Here is a 21,036-nt window from a genome sequence, read left to right as displayed (position 1 = left end):
CTTTAAATATACTAAAATCTACTAGTTAAAATATTCTATTATAGTTAGGTTTTATTATGATTTTTCAATATGATAATTTTCAAATATTAGAAGTTAATGGAGTAGATACTAAAAAATTTCTACAAGGGTTAGTTACAGCTGATCTAAATATATTATCCCAAGATAATAATGTTTTATTAACAGCTTTTGCAAATTTAAAAGGGCGTATTATATCACTATGTTTTGTTAAGTTTGTTGATGATAATAAACTACTTCTTTCAGTTGAAGAAGGAGTCCTAGAAGGTTTACTAGCATGGTTAAAAAAATATGGCATGTTTTCCAAAGTTACTTTTTCTATAAATGATAATTATTCATTATTTTTTAAAAAAGATAATTTTTTAAATCACGATATCTTAGACAAAGATAGCTTAGCATCTGATACCAGTCTTGAGCAAATACAGAAAGAGAATATTATTAATAAATTAGCTATTATAAATGCTCAAAATTTTGAGCAGTTTTTACCTGCTGAATTAGAGTTAGATGATGTTGAGAATGTCGTTTGCTATACAAAAGGTTGCTATATGGGACAGGAAGTAATAGCTAGAATGCACTATAAAGCTAAACTTAAAAAAGAACTTGCAGTAATAAAATCTCAGTCAGATATTGATAGCTTTGATTTAAAAGATGTAAATAATAAGCCTTTAGCAAACGTTGTAAATAAAGTGTTTGTCGATAATGAGTGCTATATGCTTGTAGTTTTTCATAAAGAAGCAACAGAGCAGGAATATCAACTTAGTAATGGTCAAATTATAGTTAAATGCTAGACTATTTAAACCTACAGCAGCAGGAAGCTGTTAGGTATACAAGTACACCATTATTAGTATTAGCTGGCGCAGGTAGTGGTAAAACTAGTGTTATTATTGAGAAAATTTCTTATTTAATCGAGGAGTTGTTATATCCTGCAAAAAGTATTTTAGCTGTTACATTTACAAATAAAGCAGCTAAGGAGATGCAAGAACGAGTTAAATCTCGATTAGATAAGGAAAAATCAAAAGGTCTTGTTATATCAACATTTCACTCACTAGGTTTATCTATTTTAAAAAGACATTTTTCAGATCTTGGCTATAAAAAAAACTTTACCCTTTTTGATAGTCATGATTCAGCAACGTTAATATATGATATTGCTTATGACCAGTACCAATTACCTAAGCAAAATACTAAATTTATTCAAGCAAAAATATCTTTTTGGAAATCTGCTTTATTAACACCTGATGAAGTCCAACCTAAAGACGACTTAGAGGAGCAAGCAGCTTTTATTTATAAAGAGTATCAAAAGTATTTAAGGTCATATAACTCGTTTGATTTTGATGATTTGATATTCCAGCCAATTCAGCTATTTAGAAATAATCATAATATCCAGAAATTATGGTCAGACAAGTTCAGATATATATTAATTGATGAATACCAAGATACTAATGAGTCGCAGTATCAGCTTTTAAAGTATCTAACTCAAAATAAAAACAAATTTACAGTAGTTGGTGATGATGACCAATCTATATATGCTTGGAGAGGCTCACGTCCAGAAAATCTACGCCATTTACAGGAAGATTTTCCAAACCTTAAGGTTATTAAGTTAGAGCAAAACTATCGTTCTACTGGTAGAATTTTAAATGTTGCGAATAAGCTGATAGAGAATAATAGTCATATTTTTGAGAAAAAACTATGGTCTGCAAAGACATATGGTGAACAGATAAAAATAATCAGTTTGATAAATGATGAAGATGAGGCTCAATTTATTGCAAGTGATATCTTTTTTGATAGGGTAAAAACTAACTCTAGAAATTCCGATTATGCAATTTTGATTAGAAGTAATTATCAAGCTTATCTTTTGGAAAGATATATGCAGATGCATAAGATTCCATATACTATAAGTGGAGGGAGTTCATTTTTCTCAAAGACTGAAATCAAAGATATTATTTCTTATCTAAGGTTAATTGTTAATCCTGATGATGATAGGGCATTTTTGCGTATAGTGAATACTCCTAAAAGGGAAGTTGGTAGTGCTACGATTCATAAGCTAGGCGAGTATGCTAGTGAACATCATTGTAGCTTTTTCCATACTTTATACAATCTAGAGCATTTTGAGATGCGTGAATTTACAAAAAAGAAATTGCTAAATTTTAAAAATTTGATTTTGAATACGCGACAAGAAATTGTTTCAAGTATTTCAGCAGTAGAACTTAAGAAAATATTACATACATTTATTGATAATATCTCATATAGACAGTGGCTAATTGATTCTAGCTCATCTGAGAAACAAGCTGAATTTAGGTATACAAATGTTATTGAAGTTATAAGTTGGATAGTTAACCAATTAGATGATTCTTATAATGGACTTGAGTCATTATCTACAGTGTTAAATAAGATGCTTCTGATAGATATTTTAGATAGAGATAATGAAGATAAAAATGATAATCAAGTTCAGATAATAACTATGCATGCTTCAAAAGGTCTTGAGTTTAGAAAGGTCTATATAATGGGTATGGAAGAGGGGATATTGCCTCATCAACAAAGTATAGAAGAAGAGTCTATAGAAGATGAGCGTCGCCTTGCATATGTGGCGATTACAAGAGCTAAAGAAAACCTAACTATAACAATGACAAAACATCGTAAAAAATTTGGTGAAAAGCAAGTTTCAACACCGAGTAGATTTATTGATGAGTTGCCAGAAACAGATTTATATTGGGTTGGCACAGAAAAAGAATGTGCAGAGACTCGTAAAGAAAACTCAAAACAAAGTCTTTCAGCTTTGAAGAATATGTTTGGATAAGTCCCTTTATCAACAACCCCATTATAGTTTTAAAATAGTACTTGGTCAAATAGCTTATTAATAAGCTATTTGCTAGATTCCGTGGTCAAGCCTGACAGAATGACGTACTATTTTATATGAGCTTTAGCTATTCTTCTTTGATACTATAATAACTCCACGTGGCTTGTGTGATGTAGAATCTTTAGCTTGGATTGCTTTATATAAGTCAGAAGTTTTGATCCAAGCTGGAGGATATTTGTATCTAGCTACATCCATAAGTAACCACATGTCTTTGCTAGGGTTATATGCTGCTAATGGAGAGAAATGACCTCCACCTTGAGCGCCCATATCTGCTCGCTTATAATTAATTATAATATATTTACCAGCTTTCATACTGTTTAGAAGCTTATTTTTAAAATCTTTTTCATTTTTAAATTCATTAGCATGAAATACTTTTGCCTGAACTTTTGAACCTATAGTATCTTGCTCATTAATTATCTTAGCAGTTTGTTCGATAGTAAGACCACGAGCATAAACTAATTGTGGAGTTATTTTATCTTTGATTAGATTTTTATTGTAGAAAATATTGTTTTGATCAAATATTGAATATTGCATATGCGCTGGAGCTAAGGCTGGTTGTATGCCTAAAGCGTTAAGTACCATAACATCAGAAGCTGGTCCACAAAAAGTGGTGCCATTTTCAGTAGTAAAGTATTTAGCAAGTTGCCAGTACTGTTGAGAATATTTTTCTGGAGCAGTTTTCAGTAGTTTTTGTCCCTGAAGGCTAGAGAAGGCTATGGTATTACTTGGAAGAGTTAAAGGTTTTGCATAAATACTTACAGAAAATGAAAATATTAGTATAAAAAATAAAATTATTCTATTCATTTTGTTTTAGGATTATTTTGTTTTAGCGTATTAAATCATGTATAAAAATATATGTAAAGATAATAGTAAAATCCTATTCTAGAGTTCTTATTATTAAATATTTAATAAAAGCTTAATGGTATAGTTATAACTATGGTAAGATTCATTAGTATTAAGTCAGAAAGGAAATTATTTTGATTTCAATAGGAAAGTATAACAACTTAAGAATTCTAGATAAAAAATCACATTTTTTAATTTTGGATGCTTTAGAATTAGGCCAGGCAATACTAAATATATCAGAACTTGGACATACTCCAGAAATTGGCGATAATTTAGAAGTTTTTTTATACCATAACTCAAAATTAGAGCTTATTGCTACAACTAAAAGTGTTCCAACAGTAGGTCAAGTTGCTTATTTACAAGTAAAGAATCTAACAAAAATTGGTGCTTTTTTAGATTGGGGTTTAGAGAAAGATTTATTTGTACCACTAGCTGAACAACATCGTCCTTTTGAAGTAGGTAAGTCATATCTTGTTTATTTATACCTTGATAAAATTAATGGACGAATTACAGCATCTTCAAAAATTAATAAATTCATCAAAGATTACGCTGGTGATGATTTAAAGCCTAATCAAGAAGTGGATCTTATAATTGCTAACTCTACCAATATTGGTTATAAGGCGATTATAAATAATCTATATTGGGGTATAATCTATAGTTCAGAAGTCTTTAGAAGATTAAGCTTTGGGCAGTCTATAAAAGGTTATATTAGAAATATTCGTGATGATGGACGTATAGATATATCACTACAGTTAGCACATAAAGATCTAGATAAAAATGCTTCACTTGTCGAAAAATACCTTATAGATCATGAAGGATCTGCACCATTTAGCGATAAGTCAGACCCAGAAGATATAAAAAAAGAGTTTGGTATAAGTAAAGCAGCATTTAAGCGAGCTATTGGAACTCTTTTAAAACAGAAGAAAATTATAATAAAAGATAATGGTATATATTTGAATGGTTAGTCTAAGAAAAGAATGCTTTTATTTAATGAATTAGTTAATTTTCTTATTGAGAATAGAAAGTTTATTTTGTCTAATTAAGAGGTATTATTTTAAAGTAGAACAATCTTTGTTATCAAATGCAACATTAATCATTGTAGCAAATTGATAGTTATTATTAGAATCATGTGTAACTTCCCAAGTCATTGAACCACCATATTGTGATTGTCCATTTAAGTCTTCATAAGATTCACACATGGCATAGTATGGATGAGCGCTATCTGTTCCATTAAAGACAGTTGCTGCTCCTGCTGATGCTTTTGTTGCAGGTTGTCCCATTACAATTTTTGTATTTTCTGGAGTCATCTTTTTCAAAGCATAGAAACTATTTTCTATAAATCCAGCACTTAGTTGATCATGACAATCTTCAGTACCTTTAGTACATAAATTACCATCTTGATCAACAAAGTTACCACCTGTGTTATATGCTTGAACAAACATATAATCAAATAGACCAAGTTCAAGTGCTTGATTATATACTTGTTGAGTCGCTGTATTTACGTATTCTAACTTACCATTAACATTATTAACTTGTGGTGCTGCAGTTATTATTATATTTGGTTTTCTTTCTCTTAATGCTTCGATAAACTTTTTAACTGACTCAGCAGTAACGCTTGAAGGTACTTGCTCTAAGTCAAAGTCAATACCATCAAAACCATATTCATCTAAAAATGCGATAGTCTTATCTGCAAGAGCTGCATAGTCTGCATTAGATCCTGGATCATAAGTATTATGTTCACCACCTATAGAAGCCAATACATATTTTAGTCCTTTTGAACTTTTTGCAAAAGCTATATCTTCCTTGATTTGATCGATTACTTGTTGATCATCAGCAGAAGCGTTCCATCCACCATAAGATAAGAAAACATTATCTGTGAAAGTAATCGGCTCGTTACCCTTGATTATCACAAAAGAAGGAAGTATTACATTATATCCCATATCTGCTGCTTTAGATATTGTTGGAGGATTACTTCCCCAACTAACTGGTAAGTATCCAGCAAATATTAAAGAATCTTGTTTATATAAAACTTCATTAGTATTTGCAACACCATCTTTAACAACTACAGCAGGAGCCATATATTTTTGACCTTGATGATCATAGCTATCAAAAGTAATAGTGAAGTCACCTTTTGATGGTATCTCAAATGAGTTATTACCAGATACAATATTAACAGTTTCAGTATAACCTGAACTGTTTTTAATATATGCTTTTAGCCCATTTGGTGATGTGCCAGAAGCATAATTTATTGATAAGTTAACATAGCTATAGTTAATATTTTGTTCTTCAAAACTGATCTTAATGTTATTTTGTGTAGATTCGGATACTATTAGGTTATTAGTAGCAACACCATTGACTAAAATTTTGGCAACATATTCAGTTTTAGTTGCTAAATTTATAATATTATCAACACTTATATTATAACTACCTTCTGATAATTTAACTTCATTAGAACCTATAGCTAATGAATGATTTTCATCTCCAATTTTTACAGTAATTTGCTCGACGCCTAAATCAGAAGCATTTGCATTGACATTAAAGTTAACAGATTGCTTTTCTTTTGCTTCACCTATAACTTGCCATGGAGAATCCCATTCATTAGAAACTTTAGTATCTGGAGCAAATCCTTTAGTCCACCACTTAGCTTTATAAAGTATACCTTTGTATATTGCGTGAGTAGGGTTGCCATCATTTTCAGACGGAGTGTATACGGTATTAGCATTCCATTCTTTAACAGAATCGTCTGGAGTTGGAGTTGGAGTTGGAGTTGGAGTTGGAGTCGTAATCTCATCCCAAGCATTGCTACCATATGTTCCACTAGGCTTATAAGCAGCTATTTGACACCAACCAGAAGCAGGCCACCCTTTACACTTATAAGTTTTACCATTATCAGTTACAGTAGTTCCTGCAATATATGATGTTAAATCATTAGGTGACCATTGAGCTATTTCTGCTGCATTTAGCATGGAAACTCCACCTAAAGCTATTAAAGTTGCAAGCATCGATTTCTTCATATTATTATCCTTATTTATCTATGTTATAAAATTAGTTATCTAATTAATTTTATATAAGCTAAGGCTGTTGAGTTAATCTAAGACCTTTTTCATGTCTCTTAATCTTGAGTATTTTTAGAGAAATCTGACTTTAAAATCCTTATTTTGTGTTTCATATCGGCATTTTGTACCGATATGAATACACCTATCCTAGTTAAGCCATTAAATTGACAGCTTTTAATGCGTTAAAACATATAGCTTTTAACAAAGCTTGTGCATTTACTTTTACTGTAGAGAAGTAACTAGCTCTAGTAAAGTTAAACTTTCTTTTCATCGTGCCAAAGCATTGTTCAACCTTATATCTAACTTTAGATATAAGAATGTTTCGTAATTTTTGTCTCTTAGTTAGTGGTTTATTTCTAACTGCTTTTTTAAGTACACGATTATTAATTTTGTTAGCTTTTAGTAATTCTCTATTAGCAGCAGTATCATATGCCTTATCTGCTAATAACTGTTTACAGTTAATATCTTCTAACATTGTTTCTAATCTATGAGCCTCATAGACTTCTGCTGACTCTGTATGTATTGTTTGTATGAAACCATACTTATCATCTACACTAGCAAAAACTTTATAGCCATAATGACTCTTATTACCTTTCTTAATCCATCTTGCATCTACATCTTTACCATATGAAATATCAGGAATAGAGGTTTTGTCTTCTTTTCTATCTTCTACTGGATTATCCATATGCTTATTAGGTCTGCCTGCAGATTCAACTAAGGTAGCATCTATAATTGCACCTTTGGCATTATTTATCGATAAGCCTAATGCTTCTAGCTGTTTGTTAAATTCTTTAAGTAGCCTTTTATATTTTTTCTTTTCTATTAATAAGTTTCTGAACTTATTAATAGTACTATAATCAGGTAAGTTAGACGTTGGCGTAAAACCTGTGAAATACATGAAATCAATTCTTAGCCTTAAACTAGATGCTAATTCTCTATCGCTTAGACTATACCACTGCCCTAGTAACAAAAGTTTAAACATCATTATACTATCATAGGCGGGTCTACCTTGCCTTGTCATATCTTGAGTATAGATACCTTTAAGTGTTTTCCTAAACTTTTCAAAGGTAACTAACTTGTTTAGCTTTACAAACTTATTATCACTACCTAATGATTCTTCTAATCCTAAAAAGAAAAAATCCATAACTGTTAAAATATAAATATCTACTGCTATAGCTATATTTTACAAAATTCATAAATTTATTGGCAGATTAAATCAACAGTCTTAAGCTATGTAAGATGTGTGTTATTTAAATTTAATAAGGATAGTTAGAAATTAATAAGGGATTGATTTTATTACTTTATTTTTAGGGAATAATCTAGAGTTTAAGAGTTATTTCTTAGCTTTTTTACGAGCTTTTTCTTTAGCTTGTTGTTTTTTTAACTTATTTATTTCAGCTAGTTTTTTAGCTTCATCGCCAACATGAGAAAATCCTCTTTCTGCAGCTAGTTGTGATTGTTTCTCACGTTCTGCAAAGCGAGCTTTTTGTTTTTCTGTAGCTTTATCATAACAGTGATGGCAACTTATTCCTTTTTGATATTCAGGACGTTTTTTATCTTCTTCTGTAATTGGCATACGACAAGCAAAACACTGATCATAATTTCCTTTTTCTAGATCATGGTTTACAGCTACTCTTGAGTCAAAGACAAAACATTCACCTTGCCACATTGACTCTTCTTTTGGGACTTCCTCCAAATATTTAAGTATCCCACCTTGTAGATGATAAACTTCATCAAAGCCTTTAGCTTTCATCAAAGCTGTAGATTTTTCACATCTGATACCACCTGTACAAAACATAGCTACTTTTTTATGTTTTTTAGGATTTAAATTTTCATCAACATATTCAGGGAATTCTCTGAAGTTTTCAGTATGAGGGTTTACAGCGTTTTTAAATGTTCCTATTTCTATCTCATAATCATTACGTGTATCGATAAGAAGTGTTTCTGGGTCTGAGATTAGTGCGTTCCAATCTTTTGGTTTCACGTATTGCCCACAGACTTTATTAGGATCTATTTCATCGATTCCTAAAGTAACAATTTCTTTTTTAAGCTTAACTTTTGAACGATAAAAAGGCATTTCCTCATGATATGACTCTTTATAATCAATGTCTGCTAAGCGTGAATCAGACTTAAGGTACTCTAGTAAACTATCAATAGCTTGGCGAGATCCTGCTACAGTGCCATTGATTCCTTCATTTGCTAAAAGTAGTGTACCTTTAACGTTATTTTTTATCATTACATCTAGAAGAGGTTGGCGCATAGCCTCAAAATCATTTAAGGTAACAAATTTGTACATTGCACATACAACTATTTGTGACATAGAAATTCCCGAATTTTTTAATTAATATAAATAAAGATTTGCTATTATAACAAATATTATAATAGACCTCTTGCGAAATACTACTTCAGAGGCATTTTATTTCTAAGTAGGTATTTTCTTTTTAGAATCCGTTTTGTAAATTAACTATTCCAGCCACTAAATTAAACCTAAGATTAGCTTTTTTACCAAAACTTCTATAGGTTTCACCCAGTATACGAAACTTTTTAATTTCTGCAATTTTATGCTCAACATAAATCCTAATCTTACTAAGCCATTTATTATAATTCTTCTGCTCTATACTTAAAGAACCTCCTTTGGGCTTTTTATAGGGGAGTTTTACTTTAGTAGATTCATTTTGAATACCTTGGTAGCCATTGTCACAATATTTATCAACATCACGAGCTAATTTATCTGATTTTCTGCGAACAGTTATATCATGAACACTGCCTGGATAAACCTTCGAAACATTAACTATTTGACCTGCTTCACTGATAGCTATTTCTACTTTCTGTGTATGGCTTTTTTTCTTCCCTGAATAGTTAGCCTTTCTTCGTTTTAATTTCTTAGGTCTCTGGATTGGCTGTTCTGTTGCATCTATTAAAAGTCTTTCTACTTTTTGATTAGTCATGCTTCTATCTTTTTTTATATGTATTTCTTTAACTAGTAGTAACTCTACTCGTCTAATTAGGCGATTTACATTTGATTCATCTAATCCTATCAAGTAGCCTAAAAATTCTTGTGTCATATAGCAACGATAATATATTAAAACTAACAATAATCTATCTGCATGATTATCAACTTTTGGCTTTCTGCCAATCCTTGGAAATCCTTCATCTAAGGATTTTGAGGCATCGGTTAAGATTTTATTGAAATGTTTTAGTTTTAAACCTGTTAGTTTTCTAAATATTCTGGCTTTCTTTGACAATATTGCGTAGCTTATTTGCATTTTTATGGATCTCTTAAGCAATCTTTCTATATATATGGTGAATAATTAGTATTTCGCAAGAGGTCTAATGTTTTTGTTAGACTGAATACACAAGGTTAAAATATGAGTGATAATCATTATAGTATTTGGCTAGTACCTAGAAAAGATTCTTTAATACCATTAGCTGATTGTATAAATCACAATTCTTTTACTTCTAAGCAACCAGCATTTATACCACATATGACATTATTTACATCTGGAAAGAATATTTTAGATGATTTTGATACTTATGTAAGTCAGTTAAAGTATGAAAGTATTAAGCTTAGAATAGAAAGTCTTATAGAAAATAAAAAGTCATATTACATGAACTATTATCTAAAACTATCAAAGACAAAAGAATTAAAAGGGCTTTTTGATAATATTAAACAGCTTGATATAAGTAGTAACTATCAGCTCAACACATATAAGTTTAGCTTATGGTGCTAATGACTTTAGTGATTTTGTAACGTATAAATTCTCTGAAGATATTATATTTTATGAGCTTATTATAATGGAATATTCACTTGCAGGTTCTGCTAAAGCAGTTTTAGACTTTAAAATACTCAAATCCTACAATTTACAAACTCAAAAACTTATAAAATACTAAAATTTGTCTCTTTGCTGTTCTACTTTGTTTTAAGATGCTTTATTATTTTGAGACTACATATTTAAATTGATAATTAGAATGTTTTTTAAAAACCTTACAGCATTTAAAATCTTAGATATTAATATGGATATCTTTGAACAATCCATAAATAAGTTAAATTTTGTTTCTTGTAGTAATTCTCAAAAATCTTCTAGAGGATTTGTAAATCCTTTTATTAAAGAAGATGATAATGTTTTATTTAAGTTTAATCATCTTGCAGCATTTTGCCTTCTTAGTGAGGAAAAAATACTTCCTGCTCAAGTTATAAACCAACAAGCACAAGAATATATCGAAGAGCTTGAATTAACTCGATATGTCAGTAAGAAAGAAAAAACTCAGATTAAAGAAGATATAGAGCAGCGTTTGTTGCCTCAAGCTTTTAGTAAATTTAAAAAGATTTTTGGTTATTTGGATCTGACTAATAATCATCTTGTTATTGATAGTATCTCAGATAAGCAAATAACGGAAGTTTTAGATCTGTTGCAAAAATGTGAAGCTAGGTTTGAGCCAGTGATAAAAGAAGAGACAGACGTATTAACAGATTGGTTAGTTGAAAATACACATCCTTTAGATGTAGAGATAGCCGAAAAATGTAAGCTAACTAGTGCAATAGGTGATAGTATCGCTAATATATCATGCCAAGGAAGCTCAATGCTAAATGATAATATTAAATCTTTTATTGAAAGTGGCGGATATATTACTGAGCTAGCGATAGTTTGGCGTGAGCAATTAGCAATGACAGCTAATACGAAGTTACAATTTAAATCAATCAAATTCTTAGAAGGTATCAAGGATTTAAATAAAGAAGATAATCATGGTCATGAAGTCGATTTATTATTAATGGCAGATATATTCTCAGAGCTTTTAAATACTATGCAAGATTGGGTAGTAGAAGAAGAGCAAATATAAATATAAAGAGATAACTATATGATATTAAATGAAAACCAATTAAAAGCATATGAGTATGGATTAGCTCATCACCCTAATTTAAAACAAAACTGTAAAATATCTTTAGAAAAAGATATTTTAGAGATCGAGTTATCTGAAAATGATAATAATGTTGTCAAATTATATAAACATGATAATACAAAAGCAGGGTTAGTCGCATTGCTTAAAAGTGATGAGGTTAAAAGTCTACTTGGTTTTGATTTTTCTAATCTAATCGCTATTATGTGTATCAGATAATTTTAGAAAAATATGTTAAATTAGTTAATATTTAAAGTTTTAAGAGTCAGAAAATGCAATATATTTCAAAAGAAAAAATTAAAGTTAGCCAAGCATCAAATGGTCAAGATATATTTATAGAAAAAATTATAATAAAAGGTTCTGATCCTCAAGCTCCAAGTGTATATATGCAAGCAAGTATGCATGCATCGGAATTACAGGGAAATGCAGTCATGATTAAGCTTTTAGAGCATTTTAAAAAGTATCAGCCTAAAGGTGATATTTATTTAATTCCGCAATGTAATCCTATTGGTGCAGATAATTTTATCGGGGCAGGGCATCAAGGAAGATTTGATTCAGCAACAGGAGATAACTGGAATAGATACTATTTTAATCCTAAAATAGACTATAAGGCTTTTGTAAAAGAGCATTTAAATTCTTCAACAATTGAATATAAAAAAGCCTTTGAAAAACTTTTAGCTGAAGCTATAGATAAAGAGCTTGAACAAGAATGGTTCTTATCTCGAGCAAAACGACTAAACTATACAGTTCAAAAAGAAGCCCAAAAAGCTGATTATGTTTTAGATTTACACACTGATACTGATGCGACTACATATATTTATACTCCTGCGTTTGCTAAAAAAACTGCCGAGATTTTTGGTTATAAGCATACGCTAGTAATTCCTAATGAGTTTACAGGAGCTCTAGATGAGGCTATCTTTGTTCCATGGTGGAAGCTTCAAGAAGAGTTTAAAGCACATGGCAGACATGAGGATATTCTTAAAGAATGTTTTACCCTAGAGTTAGGATCTGAAGAGTATATTAACTTCGATGATGCCACCATGCAGACACAAGGGGTATTAAACTATTTAAAATCTAAAAATGTTATTGATTCGCCTTTTGATATTGATAGATTACACAAAGATATAATCCATCATGATATATCTAACTACAAATCCGTTCGAGCAGTAGAAGGAGGCTTATATGAATGGTTTGTCAAAGCAGGTGATTATTTTAACGCTGGTGATGTAGTTGGACAATATATACAAACTTCAACAATGGAAGTTAAACCTCTTAAGTTTCCTTTTGGTGGAACAATAATTAGTGTCCATATTAAAGGAGCTGTTTGTCAAGGAACTCAACTTTTAAATCTTGCTATTCATTAATCAGGGGTTGTTAAGTCTTATTACATTAGTTTTCATAAATCTTACTAAATATTCTTTTTACTGTTAGAATATAAATGTTATTAGATTAATTTACTGTATTTTATAAAATGGCTAAGAAATATTTATCAGTTATCGTTATATTATTTTATTCAACTGCTTTTGCGAATGTCTATGAGACAGATAATAATGGTGTACCGACATTTTCAAATGTTGATACAAAAGGAGCTAAGCAAGTAAGTGTTGATAAGCCTCAAGTTGTTAATTCATATAATCAGATATCTAATGGGCCATCACTAAATGATTATAAGCAAAAAAGAGATAATCAAATTGTTTGGAAGAATCAAGGCTCTAGAGGCGAAGAAAGGTCCAGTCAAGATGTTAGGAATTTAGAAGAGTCATTAGAAAGTTTTGCAAGAAATTATGAAAGTCAAAATCGCTCAAGAAGATAGTTTTAGGATATTAATCTAGATAATAGACTTATATTTGTAATGATATACAAAACTAAGCTTATTATAACATTTTTGAGTGTAGCTAATTAGAAAACTTATAAATTAAGAAATCTTATAGAAGTGAAAATTGAGATTCTTCTTTGTCGCTCTCTTTTTCTTGAGATTTACGTCTTTGTTGAACGGCTTGAGATAGCATTTCAAGCATTTTAATTGTATCATCAAAATCAACACATTTATCTGTAACACTTTGGCCATATGTTAATGGTTTCTTATTGATATCTTGGTTTCCAGCAACAAGATTACTTTCAATCATTACACCAAAAACATCATCACCAGCTTTAATTTGCTCACAAATATCAGCTAGTACAGAAATTTGTTTAGTATGATCTTTTTGACTATTGCCATGACTACAATCAATCATTACTTTTGTATCTAGATCAGCTTTTTTAAGCTTAGCAACACAGCTATCAACATCTTCTTTACTGAAGTTTGGTCCAGAAGCTCCACCACGTAAAATTACGTGACCATTTTGATTGCCTTTAGTTGAAAATATTGCTGTTGAACCTGATTTTGTAGTGCTCAAGAAGTGATGAGGATAAGTAGCAGATTTAATAGCATCTACAGCTACCTGTACATCGCCGTTAGTAGCATTTTTAAAACCGATAGGTGCTGAAAGACCAGATGCTAACTCTCTATGTACTTGGCTCTCTACAGTTCTTGCTCCAATTGCTCCCCATGTTATTAACTCTGCAAAATATTGAGGAGTTATAACATCTAGAAATTCAGTTGCGCATGGTAGTCCCATATTTGTAACATCTGATAATAACGTACGAGCAAGTTTTAATCCTTTATTGATATTATATGAGTTATCAAGATCAGGATCATTTACTAAACCTTTCCATCCAATAGTTGTACGAGGTTTTTCAAAGTATACTCTCATTATGATTAGTATATCTTTTTGAAATTTTTTGACTTGTTCTTTTAATTTATGTGCATATTCAATAGCAGCCTCAGTATCATGAATAGAGCAAGGACCTACAATCACAGCTACTCTATCATCTCTTCCATGAATAATATCAGCTATTTCTTTACGCGATTTTTTAACTGTTTCAAAAGAAGTTTTTAGAAGAGGAATATCTTGAATTAGAACTTCTGCTGGGATCAATACTTTTTCCTTTTTTATATTAACATTAGAAACTTTATCAAAGTTTTTATCACCTATCATTGACTTAGATATCCTTATTTATATTTTATGTATTTTATTTTCTTTTACCTAAAAGACCAGGCATATTACCCATGCCTTGCATAGCTGACATACGTTTCATCATATTTGCCATACCACCTTTTTTACCAACAACACTTTTCATCATTTTTTTCATTTGAGTATGTTGCTGTAGCAATTTATTAAGATCCTGGATAGTTGTTCCAGAACCTTTGATGATTCTTTGCTTTCTACTATGCTTTATTAGTTCAGGTTTTTTGCGTTCAAGAGGAGTCATTGAATCAATCATTGCCTCAATTTTCTTAAACATATCATCACCAACATTTCCAGGAAGGTTTGCTGGCATATTAGGTAGTTTAGACATGATAGAGCCTACACCACCCATTTTTTTCATTTGAATAATCTGAGCTTTAAAATCTTCTAAATCAAAGTTTTTACCACTTTTTAGTTTTTTTGTAAGTTTTGATGCAGATTTTTTTTCAGTCTTTTGTTCAATATTTTCAATTAAACTAAGGACATCACCCATTCCTAAGATTTTAGAAGCAACTCTATCTGGATGGAATGGTTCTAGAGCATCTGTTTTTTCACCAACACCTAAAAACTTGATTGGTTTACTTGTGATTTCTCTAATTGATAGAGCAGCACCACCTCTAGCATCACCATCGGTTTTTGTCAGGATCACACCTGTTAGCTCTAGAGCATCGTTAAATGCTTTCGCTGTCACAGCTGCATCTTGACCAGTCATACTATCAACTGTAAAGAAAGTTTCAATTGGATTAGCAATTTTATGAATTTGCTTAATCTCGCTCATCATATTTTCATCAATATGTAGTCTACCTGCAGTATCGATGATTAGTACATCAGCTAGTTTAGTTTTTGCTGATTTGATTGCTTCTGTAACTATATAATCAGGTTTTTGACTTGCATCTGATTCAAAGAAATCAACATCTAAGCTATTTGCTAAAGTTCTCAGCTGATCAATAGCTGCTGGGCGATAAACATCGGCACTGACAACCATAACTTTTTTCTTATGTTGTTCTTTTAAGTATTTAGCAAGTTTGGCTGTAGATGTTGTCTTACCAGCACCTTGTAAACCGGCCATTAAAATAACAGCAGGGGGCTGTGTTTTTAAGTTTATAGGTACAGCTTCTTCACCAAGAGCATTTTCTAATTCTTTTTTTACAAAAGATATAAATGTTTGATCAGGAGTCAAACTCTTTTTAACTTCTTCACCAATAGCTTTTTCTTTGATATTAGCTATAAACTTTTTGACAACAGGCAATGCAACATCTGCCTCTAACAATGATACTCTAATATCACGTAGGGCTGCTTGGATGTTTTCTTCTGTAAGAGATGTTTGTCCTTTTATTTTCTTAAAAGAGGACTGTAACTTATCTGATAAACTAGTAAACATATGTCTATAAGCTTTTTAACTCTTTATGAGTATAATTACTACAATAAGCAAAATATTAACATTTTTAGATTCAATATACTATCTAACAAATAACACTTATCAATATTATTATGAATAATATTAAGCAAATAAGTATATAAGTATAGTTTTTTTCTTTTATGAAAAATATAAGCTCTAATAAAATTCTTAAAATTGGTGAAATAATAATAAGCAAAATGCCTGTATTTATCAGTTCAAGTGACGGATTAGGGCCTTGAATAATTCTATGTATAGCACCCAAGATTAGAGCTACTATAGCAATAGTTAAATTAAGTTTTAATACTTTATATATAACTATGTTTTTCATTTGTTTACAGTTATAAAATTATTAGTCTATTAAATTATTTAATCATCTTTTTGCAAGATAATACAACTAAAAATGCATTTTAAAGCTGGCTAGTATAGAAACTTATTGAATTGTTGTTTACTCAATGGTTTTGAGGTGATATAACTAAGATATAAGACTTAAAGGAGGTGCTTATGAAAGAAGTCATAATTTTAGGTGCGGGTAGAGTTGGTTCGCTAACTAGTTGTTTATTAGTAGAAAGTGGTAATTATGTAGTTCACTTGATTGATAAATTTATTCCAAATGATAAACCAGTCTTAGAAAAAAATGTAGAAAATTTAAAGTATGTTGAACTAGATGCAACTAATTCAGAAGAGTTAGGAAAGTATATAAAGCTTCATAACATCGAAACTATTGTATCTTGTCTACCATTTTTCTTTAACAAGGGTGTAGCAGAATTAGCTGGTAAGTTAGAAATAAATTATTTTGATTTAACAGAGGATGTTGAGGCAACTAACTATATTAAAGATATTGCAAGTAATGCAAAAAATAATTTCTTTGCACCACAATGTGGTCTAGCTCCAGGATTTATCAGTATTGTTTCTAATAACCTTATGAAAGAGTTTGAATCAATTGATACTGTACGTATGCGTGTAGGGGCTTTGCCTTTGAATGTTTCAAATACTCTTCAATATGGATTGACATGGTCAACAGAAGGGTTGGTAAATGAATATGCTAAACCTTGTGAAGGCGTTGTTGATGGTAAAAAAAGAACTCTAGCGCCATTAGCCGATGTTGAGGAAATAAAAATTGATGGTCTTACTTATGAAGCATTTAATACCTCTGGTGGTATTGGTTCAATGATAGAAACTTATGCTGGTAAGGTTAAAAATATTAACTATAAGAGTATTCGTCACCCAGGACATTGTGAAAAAATGAAGTTTTTGATGCAAGATATGAAGTTAGGTGATGATTTGGATACTATGGTTAAAGTCATGGAAAATGCTATACCAAGAATTAACCAAGATATAGTTTTAATTTATGTATCTGTAGATGGTATCCGTAAAGGATTAAAGGCTGAACGACATTTTGCTCAGAAATATCCGTCAAAATTCATGTTTGCTAAGCATTTTTCAGCTTTACAATTAACAACTGCAACAAGTTTATGTGTAAGTATAGATTTGTTACTTAATTCTAAAGATAAGCCTAATGGCTTTATAAATCAAGAATCTATATCATTAGAAGATTTTTATAATAATCAGTTTGGTCAATACTATAGAGATTCAGGGCTTTTAATACAAGCAGACTAGTAAAAATTATAAAAGGTGGACAAATGAGTATTTTAAAAGAGTTAAATTTAGGTTTAGAAAAATATATAAATAATGATGTTAGTAATGCTATTGAAACTTATAGCCCAGCAGATGGTAAGCTTTTGGCAAAGGTGGAGAATCATGATATAGAGGTTATGCAAGAAGCTATTTCAAAAGCTACAGAGGTTGCTAAGAAGTGGCGTCAAGTACCTGCTCCTAAGAGAGGTGAATTAGTACGTTTGATAGGTGAAGAGCTGCGTAAAAATAAAGATCATCTTGGTAGTTTAGTTTCTTTAGAAATGGGTAAATCTAAACAAGAGGGTGATGGTGAAGTCCAAGAGATGATCGATATGGCAGATTTTGCTGTTGGCCAATCAAGAATGTTATATGGTGCAATGATGAATTCCGAGCGTGATGAGCATCGTATGTATGAACAATGGCATCCTTTAGGGGTTGTTGGTGTAATCTCAGCTTTTAACTTTCCAGTTGCTGTATGGTCGTGGAATGCATTTATTGCTGTAATTTGTGGCAATACAGTTATTTGGAAGCCGTCTGAGAAAACACCACTATGTTCTATTGCTGTACATAATATATGTAAAAAAGTTATTGAAGAGTATGATTATCCTGAAATTTTCCACACAGTAATTTCTAAAGAGATCGAAGTATCAAAGCTTTTGGTAAACGATGAACGAGTGAATTTAGTATCTTTTACAGGCTCGACAAAAGTTGGTCAAGATGTTGGACAACAGGTAGCTAAAAGATTTGGTAAGAGTATTTTAGAATTAGGTGGTAATAATGCAACAATTATTGATGAAACTGCTAATTTAAAACTTGCTATCCCTGCGGCAGTGTTCGGTGCTGTTGGAACAGCGGGACAAAGATGTACTTCTTTAAGAAGACTATTTGTACATAAATCGATTTATGAGTTAGTAAAAGAAAAGATGGTCAATGCTTATAAGCAGATAAAAGTTGGTGATCCATTAGATCAAAATAATTTAATGGGACCTGTAATTGATCAAGCATCAGTTAATAATTTCACAAGAACTATAGCTGAAGCTGTTAATCAAGGTGGTAAAGTTTTAACAGGTGGTAATAAAATTGAGAAGGAAGGCTTCTTTGTTGAACCAACTATTATTGAAGCTAGGCCAGATATGCAAATAGTAGCAGAGGAAAACTTTTGCCCAATATTATATATAATGCCTTATGCAAATATTGAAGAAGCTATAGAATTAAATAATTCAGTTAAATATGGTTTATCAAGTTCTATATTTACCGATAATCTGCAAAATGCTGAAAAGTTCCTATCTAGCTTAGGTAGTGACTGTGGTATTGCAAATGTGAATATTGGAACTTCTGGTGCTGAAATTGGTGGTGCTTTTGGTGGTGAAAAACATACTGGTGGAGGGCGTGAAGCCGGTTCAGATGCTTGGAAAGCATATATGCGTAGACAGACTAATACTATTAACTATGGTAAGGATCTACCATTAGCTCAAGGTATTAAATTTAACTTAGAGGAGTAGTCATTATGAGCGTAGACATTTTAGAAAAGTTATGGGATCAATATATGACAGATAACCCTCATGCAAAAGATATCTATGATCTTTTTGTTAAAAAAGGTGAAAATCCTGAAAATGATCATATTGCTCTAAGAACTTTAGATGATGATAGAATAGATATTCATAAGCTAGCACAAGCATTTATTTCTAAAGGATATAAAGTTTGTAATGATTATGATTTTGAAGTCAAAAAACTTAAAGCAATACATCTAGAACATAGTGATGAGAGTCAACCTAAGGTTTTTATTAGTCAGCTTTTAACAAAAGAGTTTTCTAGTGAATTGCAGCAGACACTTAATAAATGTATTGATTCAATTCCACAAGATTTAATTAATAATCCAGAAAAACTTTTACTATCGGGCGCTAGCTGGAAAACTAATTACGAAGTATATAAAAAGCTTCTAAATGAATCTGAATATGCTGCTTGGTTTTATGCTTTTGGGTTTAGGGCTAATCACTTTACAGTTTTCATTAATCAACTTAAGAACTTTAATGAAGTTGTTGAAGTTAATGATTTTCTTAAACAAAATGGTTTTAAGCTCAACTCTTCTGGTGGAGAGATTAAAGGTTCTCAAACTGATCTATTAGAGCAATCAAGTACAATGTCAGGGCTTGCAGAGGTAGATTTTGCTGACGGTAAGAAACAGATTCCATCCTGTTACTATGAGTTTGCAAAACGCTATAAAGATAGTGATGGTAAGCTATATCAAGGCTTTGTTGCTAAATCTGCTGATAAGATATTTGAAAGTACTAATACTAAATAATCTTATATTATTAAGAGTTCTTAGAAATTATCTTTACTAACTTATCAAAGATATCATTATATACAGAACTCTTTCTCATAACTAAATCAATTTCTCGATAAAACTCAGCATTATCAACTGTTATGTATTTGATATTTTCTGTTTTGGTACAGGCTATCTTAGGAATTAGAGTTACTCCTTCATCAATAGATACCATTTGTCTTAAAGTTTCTAGGCTACTACCTTTAAAGTCTCTATTGGTAAAATCATCTAGCTGACAAAGCTTTAATGTTTGATCGCGAAGGCAGTGTCCTTCATCAAGTATCATAAGATTTTCTTTGACTAATTCACTAACACATATGCTTTTATTTTTTGAGATTGGATTATTTTTAGCTACAGCTGCAAAAAACTTATCTTTAAAAACTGTTTTCCTTTTGAATTGGTAGTTGTCTGTTGGCGTTGCTAAAAGAGCAAAATCAATTTTTCCTTGATCAAGCATATCTACAAGGATATTGGTTTTTTCCTCAATTACTGAGATACTAATATTTGGTATTTCTTGTTTTATTATTGGCAGTATTTTTGGCATTAAATATGGGCATAATGTTGGAAAAGCACCAATCGAGATTGTTATCTTATCATTCTCAAGTAATAGTTTTGATATTCTTTTTAGATTTTTAACTTCGTCAAGAACCTTATATGCTTGGTTAATTATTTTGATACCAGGTTTTGTTATTAAGACTTGTTTAGAACCTCTCTCAAATATTTGTACACCAATAAATTCTTCAAACTTTTTTATTTGCATGCTCAGGGCAGGTTGGCTGACAAAACATCTCTCAGATGCTGTAATAAAGCTTTTAGTCTCATATACAGAAATGATATATTCTAGTGTACGAGTATTCATATAAGTAAATCTTATTGTAATGATAAGTATTATATATTTTAAATTATGTTTTATATTTATACAATATATAGTGAATCTTAACAAAGCA

The 21,036-nt window shown here is 30.8% G+C and carries 20 protein-coding genes; 11 read left to right on the top strand and 9 right to left on the bottom strand.

Translation table 11 applies throughout. The annotated features are described in order from the left end of the window. Positions 1-56: 56 nt before the first annotated feature. Positions 57-803, top strand: a complete 747-nt coding sequence (gene ygfZ, locus F7310_RS05955) for a CAF17-like 4Fe-4S cluster assembly/insertion protein YgfZ (protein ID WP_072712490.1) — start codon at positions 57-59, stop codon at positions 801-803. Beyond that, positions 797-2,809, top strand: coding sequence for a UvrD-helicase domain-containing protein (locus tag F7310_RS05950; protein WP_072712488.1), 2,013 nt, complete (start codon positions 797-799; stop codon positions 2,807-2,809). The genes ygfZ and F7310_RS05950 overlap by 7 nt, the downstream gene beginning before the upstream one ends. Positions 2,810-2,932: 123 nt before the next feature. Here F7310_RS05950 and F7310_RS05945 read toward each other — a convergent pair whose 3' ends face one another. Continuing rightward, positions 2,933-3,673 carry a phytochelatin synthase family protein gene (locus F7310_RS05945; RefSeq protein WP_072712487.1) on the bottom strand — a complete coding sequence of 247 codons (741 nt, stop codon included), beginning with the start codon at positions 3,671-3,673 and terminating at the stop codon, positions 2,933-2,935. 173 nt (positions 3,674-3,846) lie between these two features. Here F7310_RS05945 and F7310_RS05940 point away from each other — a divergent pair, with 173 nt between their 5' ends. After that, entirely contained in the window at positions 3,847-4,677 is an 831-nt protein-coding gene (locus F7310_RS05940) for a CvfB family protein (RefSeq protein WP_072712485.1), read from the top strand. An 84-nt stretch (positions 4,678-4,761) separates the two neighbouring features. Here the strand turns inward: F7310_RS05940 and F7310_RS05935 are convergent, their stop codons facing one another. From F7310_RS05935 to F7310_RS05920, 4 genes are all read right to left on the bottom strand, one after another. After that, positions 4,762-6,726: a glycosyl hydrolase family 18 protein gene (locus tag F7310_RS05935; protein ID WP_072712483.1), complete on the bottom strand. Its 1,965-nt coding sequence runs from the start codon at positions 6,724-6,726 to the stop codon at positions 4,762-4,764. Positions 6,727-6,919: 193 nt separating this feature from the next. After that, positions 6,920-7,912 (bottom strand): IS5 family transposase, encoded by a 993-nt coding sequence (locus F7310_RS05930; RefSeq protein ID WP_072712481.1) that lies wholly within the window; start codon positions 7,910-7,912, stop codon positions 6,920-6,922. A 189-nt stretch (positions 7,913-8,101) separates the two neighbouring features. Then, complete coding sequence (gene trhO, locus F7310_RS05925) at positions 8,102-9,088, bottom strand: oxygen-dependent tRNA uridine(34) hydroxylase TrhO (RefSeq protein ID WP_072712479.1); 987 nt, start codon at positions 9,086-9,088, stop codon at positions 8,102-8,104. A gap of 121 nt (positions 9,089-9,209) precedes the next feature. Next, the gene (locus tag F7310_RS05920; RefSeq protein WP_072711046.1) at positions 9,210-10,034 is read right to left on the bottom strand and encodes a transposase family protein; all 825 of its coding nucleotides are present in this window, start codon (positions 10,032-10,034) and stop codon (positions 9,210-9,212) included. Between the two features lie 102 nt (positions 10,035-10,136). Between F7310_RS05920 and F7310_RS05915 the strand changes: the two genes are divergently transcribed. The 5 genes from F7310_RS05915 (at position 10,137) to F7310_RS05895 (ending at position 13,477) form a co-directional block, all read left to right on the top strand. Further along, positions 10,137-10,499, top strand: a complete 363-nt coding sequence (locus F7310_RS05915; RefSeq protein WP_084645197.1) for a hypothetical protein — start codon at positions 10,137-10,139, stop codon at positions 10,497-10,499. Positions 10,500-10,737: 238 nt separating this feature from the next. Then, on the top strand, positions 10,738-11,607 hold the full coding sequence (rdgC, locus tag F7310_RS05910) for a recombination-associated protein RdgC (RefSeq protein ID WP_072712478.1): 870 nt from the start codon (positions 10,738-10,740) through the stop codon (positions 11,605-11,607). Between the two features lie 18 nt (positions 11,608-11,625). Then, entirely contained in the window at positions 11,626-11,883 is a 258-nt protein-coding gene (locus F7310_RS05905; protein ID WP_072712476.1) for a hypothetical protein, read from the top strand. Between the two features lie 53 nt (positions 11,884-11,936). Further along, positions 11,937-13,028 carry a succinylglutamate desuccinylase/aspartoacylase family protein gene (locus F7310_RS05900; protein WP_072712474.1) on the top strand — a complete coding sequence of 364 codons (1,092 nt, stop codon included), beginning with the start codon at positions 11,937-11,939 and terminating at the stop codon, positions 13,026-13,028. A gap of 107 nt (positions 13,029-13,135) precedes the next feature. Continuing rightward, a complete protein-coding gene (locus F7310_RS05895; protein ID WP_072712473.1) occupies positions 13,136-13,477 on the top strand; it encodes a hypothetical protein in 342 nt (113 codons plus the stop codon). Positions 13,478-13,589: 112 nt separating this feature from the next. On the opposite strand, the gene F7310_RS05890 is transcribed toward F7310_RS05895, so the two are convergent. The 3 genes from F7310_RS05890 to F7310_RS05880 all read right to left on the bottom strand — a co-directional run bounded on the left by F7310_RS05890 (position 13,590) and on the right by F7310_RS05880 (position 16,459). Continuing rightward, on the bottom strand, positions 13,590-14,702 hold the full coding sequence (locus F7310_RS05890) for a 3-deoxy-7-phosphoheptulonate synthase (RefSeq protein WP_072712471.1): 1,113 nt from the start codon (positions 14,700-14,702) through the stop codon (positions 13,590-13,592). Between the two features lie 34 nt (positions 14,703-14,736). Beyond that, entirely contained in the window at positions 14,737-16,113 is a 1,377-nt protein-coding gene (ffh, locus tag F7310_RS05885) for a signal recognition particle protein (RefSeq protein ID WP_072712469.1), read from the bottom strand. Between the two features lie 82 nt (positions 16,114-16,195). Continuing rightward, positions 16,196-16,459, bottom strand: a complete 264-nt coding sequence (locus F7310_RS05880) for a DUF1634 domain-containing protein (protein WP_072712467.1) — start codon at positions 16,457-16,459, stop codon at positions 16,196-16,198. Between the two features lie 173 nt (positions 16,460-16,632). Here F7310_RS05880 and F7310_RS05875 point away from each other — a divergent pair, with 173 nt between their 5' ends. Genes F7310_RS05875 through F7310_RS05865 form a run of 3 tightly spaced genes read left to right on the top strand, consistent with a single transcriptional unit; the run spans position 16,633 to position 20,068 of the window. Then, positions 16,633-17,748: a saccharopine dehydrogenase family protein gene (locus F7310_RS05875; protein WP_072712466.1), complete on the top strand. Its 1,116-nt coding sequence runs from the start codon at positions 16,633-16,635 to the stop codon at positions 17,746-17,748. Positions 17,749-17,771: 23 nt separating this feature from the next. Then, on the top strand, positions 17,772-19,268 hold the full coding sequence (gene amaB / locus F7310_RS05870) for an L-piperidine-6-carboxylate dehydrogenase (protein ID WP_072712464.1): 1,497 nt from the start codon (positions 17,772-17,774) through the stop codon (positions 19,266-19,268). 5 nt (positions 19,269-19,273) lie between these two features. Then, the gene (locus tag F7310_RS05865) at positions 19,274-20,068 is read left to right on the top strand and encodes a DUF1338 domain-containing protein (RefSeq protein WP_072712462.1); all 795 of its coding nucleotides are present in this window, start codon (positions 19,274-19,276) and stop codon (positions 20,066-20,068) included. Between the two features lie 10 nt (positions 20,069-20,078). Here F7310_RS05865 and oxyR read toward each other — a convergent pair whose 3' ends face one another. Further along, the gene (oxyR, locus tag F7310_RS05860; protein ID WP_072712461.1) at positions 20,079-20,948 is read right to left on the bottom strand and encodes an oxidative stress transcriptional regulator OxyR; all 870 of its coding nucleotides are present in this window, start codon (positions 20,946-20,948) and stop codon (positions 20,079-20,081) included. Positions 20,949-21,036: the final 88 nt, after the last annotated feature.

The organism is Francisella uliginis (genome assembly GCF_001895265.1).
Classification (GTDB): Bacteria; Pseudomonadota; Gammaproteobacteria; order Francisellales; family Francisellaceae; genus Francisella; species Francisella uliginis.
The sequence above is the reverse complement of the archived record's forward strand: the minus strand, read 5'-3'. Positions and strand labels throughout refer to the sequence as shown.